This window comes from Pseudomonas sp. W2Aug9 (genome assembly GCF_023127755.1).
In the GTDB taxonomy this organism is placed as follows: domain Bacteria; phylum Pseudomonadota; class Gammaproteobacteria; order Pseudomonadales; family Pseudomonadaceae; genus Aquipseudomonas; species Aquipseudomonas synxantha_A.
Genome location: NZ_SPKL01000013.1, coordinates 201,130 through 214,712, shown reverse-complemented (window position 1 = coordinate 214,712; position 13,583 = coordinate 201,130). Strand labels below are relative to the sequence as shown.

The window sequence follows — 13,583 nt, the reverse complement described above, 5'->3', positions numbered from 1 at the left end:
ATGAACAGTTCTGAACAACACTCTCATGACCAACACAAGATAAAAATGTGGGAGGGGGCTTGCTCCCGATAGCGGTGTATCAGTCAGCATCTTTTCACTGACATACCGCTATCGGGAGCAAGTCGAATCGTCGCACCGCCCCTCCCACACTTGAACCCATTTCAATGGTTGAATGTGCACATCCAATAACAATAACAATAAAAATGAAGGTCGCACCATGGCCGAACCACTGGCACACGACACCCTTATCCAGGAATCCTGGCGACGTTGCCGCGCCTTCGGCCTGGACCACCAGAGCACGCCAAGCTTTGATCAACTGCCCGCCGAAGGCATCAGTCAACTCCTGGAAAGCCAGCATTCACTGGTGCAGACCACGCACCAGGAAGTACTGCCCTACTATGAAAACATCCTCAGCAACTCCAACTGCCTGATCATGCTGGCTGACAATCAGGGCCAGGTCCTGACGTCGTGGGGCACCCAGCGGTTTATCGAACCCAAGCTGGCCCGTGGCTTCAGCCCCGGCGCCAGCTGGATGGAACGTGCCAGCGGCACCAATGCCATCGGCACCGCGCTGGCCTGCGCCCAGGCCGTGCATATCGAGCACGATGAACACTTCCTAAAGGCCAACCGTTTCATGACCGGTTCCGCGGCGCCTATTTTCGACGCCCAGCGCGAAATCATCGCGGTGCTGGATGTGTCCAGCGACAGCTACCTGCCGCCCTCCCACACCCTGGGCATGGTCAAGATGATGAGTCAGACCGTGGAAAACCGGCTGATCCTCAACCTGTTCCGTGGCGAACATTTCCAACTGACCTTCAACACCGGCTTGAGCAACCTCGACAGCCAGTGGGCCGGCCTGCTGATCTTTGATGAAAGCGGCCAGGTACTATCAGCCAATCGGCGTGCGGATAACCTGCTGGGCATCAGCCTGTCGCGGGTGATGATCGACAGTCTGTTCAAGGTGTCGCTGCTGGAGTTGCTCAACCAGCCCGAAGGGTTGCCGTTTGCGTTGCAGGCGGCTGGGCGCAACCGCTTCCAGTGCCTGTTGAAGCGACCCAGGCAGATGCCAGTGCAGGCCCGGGTGTTCAGCCAACCGCCGCCAGCGCCGACCTCGATCAACCTCAAGACCCTGCATTTTGGCGATGTACGCATGGAGAAAGCGGTGCGCCAGGCCGAACGCCTGCTGGAAAAGGACATTCCATTGCTGATTCACGGCGAGACTGGGGTGGGCAAAGAGGTGTTCGTCAAAGCCCTGCATCAGGCCAGCTCGCGCAGCCGACAGGCATTGATCGCTGTGAACTGTGCGGCGATTCCGGCTGAGCTGGTGGAATCGGAACTGTTCGGCTACGAAAAAGGCGCCTTCACCGGCGCCAATCAGAAAGGCAGCATTGGCCTGATTCGCAAGGCGGACAAGGGCACGCTGTTTCTCGACGAGATCGGTGATATGCCCTTGCCGACCCAGGCCCGCCTGTTGCGGGTGTTGCAGGAGCGCTGTGTGCAACCGGTGGGCAGCAGTGAGGTGTTCCCGGTGGATTTGCGCATCATCTCGGCGACCAACCGCGCACTGCGCGAGCTGGTGCAGGCCGGGCGCTTCCGCGAGGATTTGTACTACCGCATCGGTGGCCTGACCCTGGAGTTGCCGCCATTGCGCGAGCGCACCGACAAGCAAGCGTTATTCCAGCAACTGTGGCAGCAACATCGCGAGCCGAACCAGTGGGCCGGGCTGAGTGCCGAGGTGCTGGGGTTATTCGAGCAACATCCGTGGCCGGGCAATTTGCGTCAGGTGAGCAGCGTGTTACAGGTGGCGCTGGCGATGGCCGAGGAGCAGCCGATCCGCGCAGAACATCTGCCCGATGATTTTTTTACCGATTTGAAGCAAACGGCGCCGCTGCCCACCTGCGAGCGCCTGGATGAAAATCTTGACCTCAACCAACGCCTGCGAGCCGTGGGCGGCAATATTTCCCACCTGGCGCGGGAGTTGGGAGTGAGCCGCAACACCCTGTACAAGCGCCTGCGCCAGCACGAAGGTTGATTTAACGCCAGCTCCACGACACGCCGGTGTAGATACCACGCCCATCGGCAGGGGTAGAACGTGCTGCGTCCATGCCTTTGTCGTCGTACCCCGGCGTAACGGTATTGGCATAGCGACGGTTGGTCAGGTTGCGCAGATCGACCCAGGCTTGCCAGTCTTGCTTGGGCGCGTCATAGCCGAACGTGGCGCCGAGGGTGGTGTAGGCCGCGGCGTAGTAAGAGTTGGCGTAGTCCACCGCTACCCGCGAGGCATGTTCGGTGTTGAGGCTGGTGTAGAAACCCGTCGGGTGGCTGTAGCGCACATGCGCCTGATAGTAATGCTTGGGGATGCCGGGCAAGGTGTTGTCGCCGAAACGGTCATCGTCACGGTAGTGGAAGTCGCTGAAGGTATAGGCCTGGCGCAGGTCGAGCTTGCCGTTGCGGCCGCCGTCCCATAACGGGCTGAGCAGGCTCAGTTCCACGCCCTGGTGCACGGTGGGGCTGGCGTTGGATTCGGCGATGATCGCGCTGCTGTTGGCAGTCTGGGCCTGGGTTTCCACGGAAAGCAGTTCGTGGCGTACTTCAGAGCGGTAGAGGGCCAGGTCCCACTGGCCGAGCCACGCTTCGCCGCGCCCGCCGATTTCCAGGGTGGTGGCGGTCTGATTGCGTAACTTCACACCTTCGCGCTGTAGCCCCGTAGCCGCGCCGCTGCCCGGACCGAAGTATTTGTTGGAACCCCAGATCATCGACCAGGCGTGCGGCGGCTCTACCGAGCGGCTCAGGTTGGCGTATACCTGCAATTGCGGGGTGAAGTCATAACGCAGGCCGATACGCGGTGCGTAGTCCCAGTCATGTTGACTGAGCGGCGCCTGGCCATCGGGGTAAGTCACCTGGGTTTCGCGGCGGGTGTAGATCGCGGCAAGGCCGGTGGTGAGCCACAGATCCTCCACCAGTTCCAGCTCGTTGCCGACATGCAGCACGGTGTCGGAGCCCAGGTAGCTGTAATCGCGGGTCTTGGTGCCGGGCGCGTAGATTGCGGTGTTGCCTGCGGGGGTGCGTACATATTCCGACGCGCCATTATTGGGCATCGCCTGGGTGGTACGCAGGCCGACGGTGGTTTTGCTGGCATGGCCGAACAGGCTGTCCTGACGGATGTAGTTCAGGGTGCCGCTGATATCGGTGTAGGCGACCTTGAGGCGGTTGGTGCCCTCGCGCAGATCCATCGGGTAGTCGTGATAGGCCAGCCCGACTTCCACTCGGGCGTTGTCGTCCAGTTGCAAGGTGGTCTTGTTGGCGATCCAGGTAGAGCCCGGTTGCAGGCGTTTTGAATCGCGGGCGGCGTTGAGGCTGTTGGCGGCACGCGGGTCATGGCTGATCTGGTAGCGCGTGAGCTTGCCGGGGGAATCGTTGGTGGTTTCGCGGTAGCGCAGGTAGAAGCGCGTTTCCAGGTCCGGGTTGAAGCGGTAGCCAAAGTTGGCGGCGATGCCCTTGCCGGTCCCGGCGCTCTGGTGCTGGTAGCCGTCGGACTCGGAATCGGTGAGGCTGATGTAGTAATCGGCATCCCCCAGCACCTGGCCGGAACTGACCTCCCGCTGGGCATAGCCGCGGCTACCGACTTCATAACGCACTTGCAGCTTGGGCGCGTCGTAGCCGGTGTGGGTCACGTAATTGACCGAACCACCCAGGGCCAACGCGCCCTGATCGAAGCCATTGGCGCCCCGCAGCACTTCCACGCGGCTTTGCCACAACGGGTCCTTGAGTTCATAAGGTGTACCGCCCGGGCCCGTGAGCGTCAGACCGTCGAACATTTCATACAGGCCGGAGGCATGGGCGCCCGGGCTGCGATTCAGGCCAGAACCGCGAATGGACAGCTTCACGCCTTCGTTATTCGCCGCCTTGGCGTACACCCCGGCCTGGTACTTGAACACATCCTCGTTACTGCTCACCCGCCCCTGTTGCACGCTGCTCATATCGATGTAATTGCTGCCGCCGGGCACGCGCTGTAGCTGTGCCTGGGCAATTTCGCCGGCACTGGCTTCAGTGGTGGTGACTTCGACTGGCGCCAGTTGCAGGCCTTCGGCCTGTACCAGCGAGCTGAGAGTCAGGGCGGCAAAAAGAAAGGGCGGGTGGCGCAGCAGCATTGGGGCGGGTCCTTGGGATTACGGAACGTGGCAGGCCAGGCCCACCACGCGAACAGTGATGGGAAGGCAGGCACGCCCGTCAGGTCACGCCTTATTGACGAACCATGACCCTGGCAAAACAGTACCAGACAGGTTTCAGCCGTCCGGCTTCGCCAATTCCCGCATCAGATCATCCGCATCGGAACCCGGCGCAAAGCGGAAACCGTACATTTCATCGGTAGCCAGAATCTCGTCCAGGGCATCCAGCAACTGGGCTTGCGAGGGTGAGTTGCGCAGCAGCGTGTGCGCCGGCAACAGCAACTCGGCAGAGACGCCCTGAGCAGTCGCGGCGTCGATGACCGCGAACAGGATAAACCGCAAACGTATTTCGCGATCCGTGGGCCAAACCGTTTTTCGTTTACCCAAGGGAGGGCCTCGTGTTTAAGAAAAATCCGAGGCTATTGCTCGCAGGCAAGCGTTTCAAGCAGCGAGAGGCAAGATAGGCACCTTCCTACAGCAGAAAGGGAAACACCCCACTGATTGTTCGATGGATGCGCCTCACTGCACCGGCAGGAAGTTCATCAGCAATAAACTTTGCGCGTAATTGAGGCCAATGCGTCGGTAACGCTCATCAAGGATTTGGGTAAGTAAGTCCAGGCGCGCAACGATCTTGCCAAACTCAACGGCAAAACTGAGGTTACTGCCCTCCTCCGATATTTCATTGGAGAACAACAGCAATACACCGTTGGCATCCTGGCGCTGGCTGAGCAGCCAGGTGGCCTTTTCGATATTGCGCGCCGCATTGCTGACAAACTGCGGGTTGATCGAGTCGGTCACATAAAACTGCGTACGCCCGCCGTGGGCGGTCACGAGCATACTGCCAATCGCGTAGATAAACGCGCCGACACGGTCACCACGAAAGTCGGGACTCAGGGAGTAACTCAGGGCGGCCAGATCACGCCGGTCTCCCAGTGCGGGCAAGGGTTGACGGTTTTCGATGGCCTGGCGAATGACCCGGGCGGCGCTCACCGCATCCGGATAGCCCGACTGACGCCACTGGCTGGGATTGCGCAGGTAAAGCTTGCTCATCAGCAGGTAGAGGCTTTGCAGGTTGTCGCGCATCCCCAGGGTGGCCATGCGATCGACACTGGTCTGGAAGAACTCATCGGGCTTGCCATCGCTGAATTGCCTGGCGATATCGCGGCCTTGTTGCTGGCTGCAACCCACTGCGCAGAGCGCGAGCAGCGCAGCCAGCAACAGCGGCCATAGAGAGGTAAAAACAGTTGACGTTCGATCCATCGGCACCGGGTCTGATTCTGTGGGCCACGTGCGGGAGTCGAGTGGCCGGGACAGGGGTAGATCAGCAAAATGGAAAAAAGTGCAGCGGTGCGGGTCAGATAAGCATGGGACTACAGGCGCTGATCTGACCCGGCACTTGATGGCCGGATGCGCTAAAGCACTATCGTGGCAAGCATCCCCAAGGCGCCCAGGCAAAACCCGACCAACGCGCCGCGCCCAGGCGCTTCATGAAACAGCGACCAAACCACCACAGGCTCAAGCAGCAACAAGGACGTGACCGAGACCACGGTGACAATCCAGATATCACCCACCGCCTTGTACCCCAGCCAATAAGCGCCCAGCAGGCAAAGCCCGGCAAAACACATCACCACGACAGGCAGCACAAACGTCGCCCAGGAGCCGCTGCCGGTGTGGGCCAGCCTGGCGGTTACCACCTCGCTGTAGATTGCACAAAACTCCCCGATCACCATCAACCCTAGAGCAAAAACTCCGAGTAGTTCTTTGGACATATCAAAAACTCCTTCGTATTCAGCGCAGTGTTTTTCAGCTCCCAGCCAGCGACGCTGACATCTAGGGAGGCGTTGGCTTGATACGAAATGCTTTTGAAAAGACCTGAATTATCGAAGTACTTGTCCACGCTCATATCCTTCAAAGGGGGTCGAGGCTCAGCGCCTCTTTGGTGAGTGCGAGCTGATCATAGAGGTACCGTGCCGCCATTCACAATGATCGAATGCCGATATTGAACGGTAAAAGCCGAGCCCCTCCCGGTTAGTGAGAGAAAAATTAAATAAGGATTTTCGCTGGAAAAATAAGAAAGGTCTTACATCTTTAGCGCTGATTTCATGCAATTAATCCCATATATTCAAGGAGCTAACCAGAAAGGATACCCATTGCTAGTTGTCACCAGAACACCCAATAAACGCCTATACATCGGCGACGAAATCCAAATCAAAGTGATCAAGGCTGAAGGCGACACTGTGTGTCTAGGAATCATTGCACCGAAACACATCTTGATTATTCGATCAGAACAAGACGAAAGAGCCTTGGATGACGCGCCTATACCTTCCGATGCACTGGAATAGGCAAGGTGCCCATGAGCATGATCGTAGTCATGGGCTGGTAATTGATGGCGAGTGCTGCCATGAGATTTTCTCTGGAAAAAAAGCCCGCCGAAACGAGCCTTGAGTAAATGGCGGATCGTTTAAAGACAGCTTTGCAGTGCCGCCAGTCTTTTGTTGGCGATCCAGTTGCCAACCACCACATAATATTTGGCCTCCGAGCCGGCCCCTTGAGGCTGAATATCGACGAAATATTGGGAGCCTTCTGTAAAGACCGTATATCCATTATCGCGTCCAGGCTGAAGCGTTGCGCCAGGAGTACCCCCGAAGATGGGCTGGTTTTGCCATTCGTAATGAACACATTTAGCCAGCGCTGCGTCGGACTTCTTCGAGGTCAAGACTTTGTATGGTCCCTCTTGGCGAGCCTCGTTCATCGTTGGCGCCATACACCCCGCTAGCATCGCCACCGCGGCGGCCACTATCAAAATCCGCATGTCATTCCCTTTTTAGTTTGGCGGGACTGTAGCACTGAGAGGGCTGGATGCAAAAAACCCAGCTCGGGACTGGACTGGCAAAGGTTTATGCCTGCGCACTCCAGACCGCCAACTCATAACCATCCGGGTCAATGAAGTGAAACCTTTTGCCTCCAGGAAAAGAGAGAATCTCCCGGCTTAATAGGCATCAAGCATGGATGGAGTACCAGTAAAGTGGGAGCGGCTCGGCGTGATCTGTGCGCCCTGGCTGCATGACTGATTGAGCAATTGCGTTGTCGAACTGTTTGAAGCAGCGACGATCTACCGACGTAGCGGTTTACCGTCGTTCCGAGGAGAGTATGAAGCCTACGCGCTGACCGCGGTAAGCAATAGGTTGCGGAAACCGCCAGAAATGATGCGGAAACGATCAGGCTTTAGAGCTTCTGCCTATCCAAAACCCGAAAACGCAAAAGCCCCGCAATCGCGAGGCTTTTGTGTAAATCTTGGCGGGAAACCAGGGATTCGAACCCTGGGAACGCTATTAACGTGCACGACATTGGTGACGCCCGACATCACTGTGAGCGCGCCTGGTAGGCTGCGTCGCTTCAAGGCCATGTGCTTCCTCAAGCCCGGCGAGCCTGAAAGAATCTTTAGATCGAGCTCCCAGACCGCCGCTTCTTTGAGTCGGGCAGCTCTCTTCGCTTGCAACTCAATGAGACCTACATCGTTAAGTACCATTGGAGATATCGCCCCATTGAACTTAGGTCGCCAAATCGCCCTTATTTCGAGCTGTTTTGCAAACCGGGGTTCTTTAATGATAGCAGGGTGACCCCCCCAGTTTCGACCGTTCCAGTCCTCTTCACGCATCATGTACCGAACTGTAGAAACCCCCAAAAGCTGTACCGGAATTTGTCTGTTTAAGGTTTTAGTCAGCCGCTGATAAAACTTACCTAGATCGGTAATTTCAATACAGGAATCAGCTTCCTCAAACTGATCCAGAACATCCCTTGAGTACTCGGCTGACACGCAATGAACGAAACAGTCCGGATGATTAAAGCCTCGAATAAATTGAATATCCTGCAGTACAACATCGGTCGAGTCGCCTAAATTAAAAATTTTGAATTGTTTAATAGCTTCAAGATGGATACTGCCAACATCCTTTTCAGTGACATAAGGGATGTGATGAGAAACGCGCTTAATGCCCTCATTTGCATCGGCTATGCCCCCTTTGTGCTCAGTTCGCCTGAAGTCATGGAGCGTTCCAATCCGAACACCTCCAAGCGCCAACAAAGAATCATTATGCCTCTGACCTGAATATCTAAACGCTGAAAGCACTCTTTGCTCCTTGATCCGGCTCCATGCCGGTCACATGGTACGTTAACCCAATTTCGCCCCTATCGAACTAAAGCCCAAACAGCGATAGATATCCGGTGTCAGGCACTTTCTTTCGTGGACTTCTTAGCTAAAAGAGCAAGTCGCTTGAATATTTCGCTTTTTCCTTCCTGCCTCGTTTTAGCAGACAAGTCGACTTGCACATCAAGCCAAGCATCTTCCAACTCAACGCGAAATAGATCTCTTAACTTATAAAGATCTATTATAAAATCATCCCAAGATTCTTTATAAGACAGCGCATATAGCTTGTCACACAAAGCTCTATCAAGCGAGAAAATTGCTTTAGTTGATGGGTCATCCCGGCTCAAGAGAAGCTCAATTCTAAATGTCAATAATGCTATTTTTTCTTGCGCAGCAAAGTACTCTCCTGACTCCGCATAGCCTTCCTTTTCCGTTAAGCTCCACGCTACTGAAAAAAGATATTGCATGTACTCTGCAGCGCACCCCCTTAACTCCACCATCCATTGATGTCGAAAGCCGGTGATATTCGCCCGTATCTGACGCCGTTGAAAAAGTATCGTAACGACGCCTATTAACAATGTAACGACAACTCCCGCGATGCTAGGCATGACAACTGAAAGATCTGTATCAGATGACACGTGCAAATAATATGGCGTGTCTTTTTCGCTGCCCAGAGAAGTAGCCACTGTATTTGGTTTTTCATATTTAACCTGATCAGCCGCAAGTTCGAATTTCTCAATAATTTCCATATAAGTGCCTCCAAGAATTTCATTAAGGATACTCAAATGGCCATCACTTATGGAAGCGTTTGTAGTGGCATCGAGTCCGCGACACAAGCGTGGCACCCGCTGGGCATGAAGGCCGCCTGGTTCGCCGAGATCGAGCCGTTCCCCTCGGCGGTCCTGGCGCACCACTACCCCGACGTCCCGAACCACGGCGACATGACGAAGCTTGCCGCCCTGGTGCTGGCCGGTAAGATCCCGGCGCCGGACGTGCTGGTCGGCGGAACCCCGTGCCAGGCCTTCTCGGTCGCCGGTATGCGCGAAGGTCTCGCCGACCCGCGCGGCGCCTTAACCATCAAATACGTGGAGCTTGCAGATGCAGTTGACTATGTTCGAACCACTAGAGGAGAAGCTGAGTGCGTTCTTACCTGGGAGAACGTCCCCGGCGTACTCAGCGATAAAGGGAACGCCTTCGGATGCTTTCTTGGCGCGCTTGCTGGGGAAGACTGCGAGCTGCAGTCTCCAGGGAAAAAATGGCAGGACGCTGGTTGTGTGTATGGACCCAAAAGAACAATCGCGTGGCGGGTCCTGGACGCCCAATATTTCGGCCTGGCCCAACGACGCCGTCGTGTGTTCGTTGTCGCAAGTGCTCGAGACGGGTTCGATCCCAGCGAGGTACTTTTTGAGCGCGAAGGCGTGCGCCGGGATACTGCGCCGCGCCGAGGCGAGGGGCAAGACGTTACCGGAACAGCTCCTTTCGGCCCTGCACTTCAGTGCGGATGTGGATTCGTCTTCGCTGAGCCACTAGGTCAGTACGGCTGCCCGAACTGCGAAGGTGACGAAGGCCCGGCGGTCGATATGTTTGGCGGTATTCCAGCGTTCGGCGGCCACAGCCTTGGCGGCTCGATCGAGCGGGCGGCAACGCTCACCGCCAAGGACAGCCGGTTAGACATCGAAAGCGAGACATTCTTCATTCACCCGGAGGTCGCCGGGACGCTCACAAGCCACGCGTTCAGTGGAGGCTCAGGCGGCAGGCCTGAGGGCGCAGCGGCAGGTCATTTCCTTGTTGCGCCAACACTCGTCGGTGGGGGCAGGAAAAACGGCGGCTACAGCTACGACGATGTGCCCTGCGTTGCCGCGACTCTCGACGCGAGCTATGGGCGGCTGCAGGTTTGTTCTGGCCAGGATGCGAATCACGGCCACAGCCACCTTGTGGTGCACGGAACGCAAGACCCCTGCGTCAGCATTGACCAAGCGCACAGCCTGGGAAGAAACAATGGTCAGGAAAACGCAGTTCTCTCTGTCACGCTGCGCGGTCGCGAGGGTGGCGGGACAGCTGATCTCGGCGGTGAAGTGCAAAACTGCTTACGGGCATCCGGAGGCGGTGGCGACAAAGCACATGTGCTGATTGATGCTGCCGTTCGCCGCCTCACTCCTATCGAATGCGAGCGCCTACAGGGTATGGCCGACGACTACACCCTGATCCCCTGGCGCGGCAAGCCTGCCAGCGAATGCCCGGACGGCCCCCGCTACAAGGCGATCGGCAACAGCAAGGCCGTCACCGTGGTTCGCTGGATCGGCCTACGACTTCTGCGCCAAATCACACCAAGCCCGTACGGGTGAGCATAGCTATCACTTGCGCGACAGACGTGATTAGGCCGAACAGCGCCACAGCTAATCGAAGCACGAGAATCGAGCATTTCATTGGGGCAAATCTCCAGATTTTGGGAGAGACGTTGTCCCTCTACCATTACATCCGACTTCAAGCCCCCCACTCCACCGCCCGAGCATGGCCCGGCAAGGACTCCCCATGTCTCCCTACAAAATATCCGGGACTACGGTAGTCAGCTTTTCCGGAGGCCGGACCAGCGCCTACATGCTGCGCAAGGTGCTGGACAACAACACCGATCTAGACGACCTTGTCATCACCTTTGCCAACACCGGCAAGGAACACCCCGCCACCCTGGAGTTTGTCCGGGAGTGCGCCGAGCGCTGGGCAGTGCCGATTGTCTGGCTGGAGTTTCGCGACGATGAAGCGGGTTTTGCGGTGGTGGATTACCCCACCGCCAGCCGCCAGGGCGAGCCGTTCGAAGCCCTGATCCGAAAACGGAAGTACCTGCCCAATCCGGTGACCAGGTTCTGCACCATCGACCTGAAGATCCGCATCATCCACAAGTACCTGCGCAGCTTAGGTCTTTCGACCGAGGAAGCCCCGGTGGCCATGATGACCGGCATTCGTGCCGACGAGCCGCGCCGGGTGGTGAAGATCAGGCACCGAAAAAGCACCAGCGAAAGCAAATGGGCAACAATGGTAATGCCGCTTGCCGATGCCGGTGTCGGCGTGCAAGACGTGACCGACTTCTGGGCAGGCCAACCGTTCGACCTGATGCTGCCGACGATCAACGGCAGGACGCTGGAAGGCAACTGCGACCTTTGCTTCCTAAAAGGTGCCAAGCAGGTCTATTCAATCATCGCAAGCGACCGCGATGAACCGATCCGCAAGGGTGATTGGTGGGCACGTATGGAGAGCTCAGTTGTTTCCGGCGGGAAGTTCACCGGCGACGGCGCCCGCTTCCGCAGCGACCGGCCCAGCTACCAGCAGATGCTCGACTACTCCGACACACAGTTCGATATGTTCGCCTACCACGACGAGTCCATTGATTGCTTTTGTGGTGACTGAGGCGCCCCTACTGACTTGGAACCTTGGCGCAGATAGCGTCATAGGCCAAATTGAAGTCGTAGCGAGGCAGTCCAGGTGTTTGACGGTAATCAGCAACTCTGCCCTCACGCTCAACTTTGAACGTATCTAGAAACTCATCATTTTCAGCAATAAGAATCTCAGGTTGACTGTAGTTTTCAAACTGACTTCCCGTTATGTCGATGATTTTTCCATCAAGCTTTAGCCAGACGTGCGTGCGCAATTCGTTATTTCGTCCGCCTAGCTCTCCATGAACCCTAACGGCGCCGGGAAAGCCCTGATCAGTAAGGTATCTAGCCAGCAGAAGCGATGAGTCATCACATGCTGCGTGCGGAAAGCTTCTGTCAATACTTACATTGAAGTAGAAGCCACTGAGAGCCAGTTCCTGTAACGCCGCTCGAAACTCAGTGACTACCTGCTCAAGGTCTCTTCGGTGCACACCCATCTCCTTAGTAGTTTCCCCAGAATGTAGCCTAGAGGTTTCATTATGCCCAATGTCTTTTGGCGAATGCTCGCCAAGCTGCTTGCGCGCCCGGCAGTAGCCGCCTGGCTCATCACCTGTGCCCAGCGCACACCGTACCTGCACATCATGACCGCCGACGGCGCCGAGGTGTACATGGGCCGTTGGTGGCTGTTCAACCCCTACTCCCGCGACACGCACAAGCCTGCGCTGTGGTGGTGCCCGTGGTCGTTCCGCATCCACCACATCATGCGGACCGATGAAGACCGGGATCTGCATGACCATCCCTGGAACGCCCGGACCGTCATCCTGCAGGGTTGGTACACCGAACAGCGGCTGCTCGATCATAAAGACCCTGTGCTGGCCGGTCTGAACGTGCCTACCGGCGCCCAGGCCACCGAATACATCGACCTCCACGCCGGAGACACCGCTCGGCTCAACCACGGCGAGTACCACTGTATCGACCAGATATCGCCAGGCGGCGTCTACACCCTCTTCATCACCAGCAAGTGGCGTGGCGACTGGGGCTTTCTGGTCAACGGAGTGAAGGTGCCTTGGCAGACCTATACAGGAATAAGCAAGCAACCCGAAAAAACTACCGATCTTCCCGATTGCGAGCTATTTTTAAGAAAATTATCTGCCAGGTATGACGAGCGATGATGGGTATAAACACTAGTAAAAATCCAATGAACTTCCCCGATGCGGAAAAGAAAGGGGGCTATAAATTAGCTTCCCTACTTAAAGAAAACACAGTTAATCCCGGGGACACTATTATAATCGAGCAATACATCACTGGATATGGAGCGTATAGCGGCTTCAAGCTGGTATCTTACATTTCAAATAAAGTTTTCGACGAAAACAAGTCTTTCCTTTATGCTGGATTCATTCCACCTTCTGAAAAAAACAATAACAAGTTACAATGGGGGAACGAAAAACTACGTTTTACAAACGATGGCGTGACAGTTTTACCTGCATCAATGAGAATAGATGGATGGCCAAGACCAGAGTCAACTTTCGATATGGAGTCTGGAACGAACAAGATAGTCACAGAAATGGCTCTTCTTAATGCCCCTTTTGTCTACAAACTCAAGACTCTCAAAAACGCCAGGCCCGGAGTGAAATACATGGTATTTTACTTAACATTTTTTAATGGTTCCGAATGGATATGCGAAGAGAGCAAAGTCGAATTCAAAATCAATAACACATTCGAAAGATATAACACTACATTGTCAATCCTAGCAGCACTGGCGTTGTTTGTAACAATTTTACATGATGGAGTCGCACCATTATTCGATGCATTCCATGAAGTAGCAAAACTTATTGCATCACTAAAAAAATGATCAAAAGCACACACCTTCTTCTATCTTAAAAAACCTGTAGAAATCACTCC

Annotated in this window: 13 protein-coding genes and 1 pseudogene; 5 read left to right on the top strand and 9 right to left on the bottom strand. The window is 55.9% G+C overall.

The genetic code is table 11. The annotated features are described in order from the left end of the window. Positions 1-217 precede the first annotated feature (217 nt). Complete coding sequence (locus E3O56_RS12200) at positions 218-2,032, top strand: sigma-54-dependent Fis family transcriptional regulator (RefSeq protein WP_248128329.1); 1,815 nt, start codon at positions 218-220, stop codon at positions 2,030-2,032. 1 nt (position 2,033) lies between these two features. Here E3O56_RS12200 and E3O56_RS12195 read toward each other — a convergent pair whose 3' ends face one another. The 8 genes and pseudogenes from E3O56_RS12195 to E3O56_RS12160 all read right to left on the bottom strand — a co-directional run bounded on the left by E3O56_RS12195 (position 2,034) and on the right by E3O56_RS12160 (position 9,062). Further along, positions 2,034-4,151: a TonB-dependent receptor gene (locus E3O56_RS12195; RefSeq protein WP_248128327.1), complete on the bottom strand. Its 2,118-nt coding sequence runs from the start codon at positions 4,149-4,151 to the stop codon at positions 2,034-2,036. Between the two features lie 135 nt (positions 4,152-4,286). Further along, positions 4,287-4,556, bottom strand: a complete 270-nt coding sequence (locus E3O56_RS12190) for a hypothetical protein (RefSeq protein ID WP_050549417.1) — start codon at positions 4,554-4,556, stop codon at positions 4,287-4,289. Positions 4,557-4,688: 132 nt separating this feature from the next. Then, positions 4,689-5,429 carry a hypothetical protein gene (locus tag E3O56_RS12185; RefSeq protein ID WP_005789034.1) on the bottom strand — a complete coding sequence of 247 codons (741 nt, stop codon included), beginning with the start codon at positions 5,427-5,429 and terminating at the stop codon, positions 4,689-4,691. 152 nt (positions 5,430-5,581) lie between these two features. Continuing rightward, positions 5,582-5,899 (bottom strand): hypothetical protein, encoded by a 318-nt coding sequence (locus tag E3O56_RS12180; protein ID WP_032880721.1) that lies wholly within the window; start codon positions 5,897-5,899, stop codon positions 5,582-5,584. Between the two features lie 731 nt (positions 5,900-6,630). Next, positions 6,631-6,921 (bottom strand): hypothetical protein, encoded by a 291-nt coding sequence (locus E3O56_RS12175; protein ID WP_236648079.1) that lies wholly within the window; start codon positions 6,919-6,921, stop codon positions 6,631-6,633. A gap of 145 nt (positions 6,922-7,066) precedes the next feature. Further along, positions 7,067-7,162, bottom strand: a pseudogene (locus tag E3O56_RS12170) (VOC family protein); the annotation flags it as partial. A 245-nt stretch (positions 7,163-7,407) separates the two neighbouring features. Next, positions 7,408-8,295 (bottom strand): hypothetical protein, encoded by an 888-nt coding sequence (locus tag E3O56_RS12165; RefSeq protein WP_248128326.1) that lies wholly within the window; start codon positions 8,293-8,295, stop codon positions 7,408-7,410. Positions 8,296-8,393: 98 nt separating this feature from the next. Further along, complete coding sequence (locus tag E3O56_RS12160; protein WP_248128325.1) at positions 8,394-9,062, bottom strand: hypothetical protein; 669 nt, start codon at positions 9,060-9,062, stop codon at positions 8,394-8,396. 36 nt (positions 9,063-9,098) lie between these two features. Between E3O56_RS12160 and E3O56_RS12155 the strand changes: the two genes are divergently transcribed. Continuing rightward, positions 9,099-10,658 carry a DNA cytosine methyltransferase gene (locus E3O56_RS12155; RefSeq protein WP_248128323.1) on the top strand — a complete coding sequence of 520 codons (1,560 nt, stop codon included), beginning with the start codon at positions 9,099-9,101 and terminating at the stop codon, positions 10,656-10,658. 187 nt (positions 10,659-10,845) lie between these two features. Then, complete coding sequence (locus E3O56_RS12150) at positions 10,846-11,715, top strand: phosphoadenosine phosphosulfate reductase family protein (protein WP_248128321.1); 870 nt, start codon at positions 10,846-10,848, stop codon at positions 11,713-11,715. 7 nt (positions 11,716-11,722) lie between these two features. Here E3O56_RS12150 and E3O56_RS12145 read toward each other — a convergent pair whose 3' ends face one another. Then, positions 11,723-12,172, bottom strand: coding sequence for a hypothetical protein (locus E3O56_RS12145; protein WP_248128319.1), 450 nt, complete (start codon positions 12,170-12,172; stop codon positions 11,723-11,725). A 48-nt stretch (positions 12,173-12,220) separates the two neighbouring features. Here E3O56_RS12145 and E3O56_RS12140 point away from each other — a divergent pair, with 48 nt between their 5' ends. Beyond that, positions 12,221-12,853, top strand: a complete 633-nt coding sequence (locus tag E3O56_RS12140; RefSeq protein WP_248128317.1) for a hypothetical protein — start codon at positions 12,221-12,223, stop codon at positions 12,851-12,853. Continuing rightward, a complete protein-coding gene (locus E3O56_RS12135; RefSeq protein ID WP_248128315.1) occupies positions 12,850-13,533 on the top strand; it encodes a hypothetical protein in 684 nt (227 codons plus the stop codon). Before E3O56_RS12140 ends, E3O56_RS12135 begins: the two co-directional genes overlap by 4 nt. Positions 13,534-13,583: the final 50 nt, after the last annotated feature.

What these genes read in the sequence shown, in the direction of transcription:
- E3O56_RS12175 (WP_236648079.1), bottom strand. Translation starts at nt 6,921, where the DNA reads ATGAACGAGGCTCGCCAAGAGGGACCATACAAAGTCTTGACCTCGAAG.
- E3O56_RS12195 (WP_248128327.1), bottom strand. Translation starts at nt 4,151, where the DNA reads ATGCTGCTGCGCCACCCGCCCTTTCTTTTTGCCGCCCTGACTCTCAGC.
- E3O56_RS12180 (WP_032880721.1), bottom strand. Translation starts at nt 5,899, where the DNA reads ATGGTGATCGGGGAGTTTTGTGCAATCTACAGCGAGGTGGTAACCGCC.
- E3O56_RS12200 (WP_248128329.1), top strand. Translation starts at nt 218, where the DNA reads ATGGCCGAACCACTGGCACACGACACCCTTATCCAGGAATCCTGGCGA.
- E3O56_RS12140 (WP_248128317.1), top strand. Translation starts at nt 12,221, where the DNA reads ATGCCCAATGTCTTTTGGCGAATGCTCGCCAAGCTGCTTGCGCGCCCG.
- E3O56_RS12185 (WP_005789034.1), bottom strand. Translation starts at nt 5,429, where the DNA reads ATGGATCGAACGTCAACTGTTTTTACCTCTCTATGGCCGCTGTTGCTG.
- E3O56_RS12160 (WP_248128325.1), bottom strand. Translation starts at nt 9,062, where the DNA reads ATGGAAATTATTGAGAAATTCGAACTTGCGGCTGATCAGGTTAAATAT.
- E3O56_RS12150 (WP_248128321.1), top strand. Translation starts at nt 10,846, where the DNA reads ATGTCTCCCTACAAAATATCCGGGACTACGGTAGTCAGCTTTTCCGGA.
- E3O56_RS12135 (WP_248128315.1), top strand. Translation starts at nt 12,850, where the DNA reads ATGATGGGTATAAACACTAGTAAAAATCCAATGAACTTCCCCGATGCG.
- E3O56_RS12155 (WP_248128323.1), top strand. Translation starts at nt 9,099, where the DNA reads ATGGCCATCACTTATGGAAGCGTTTGTAGTGGCATCGAGTCCGCGACA.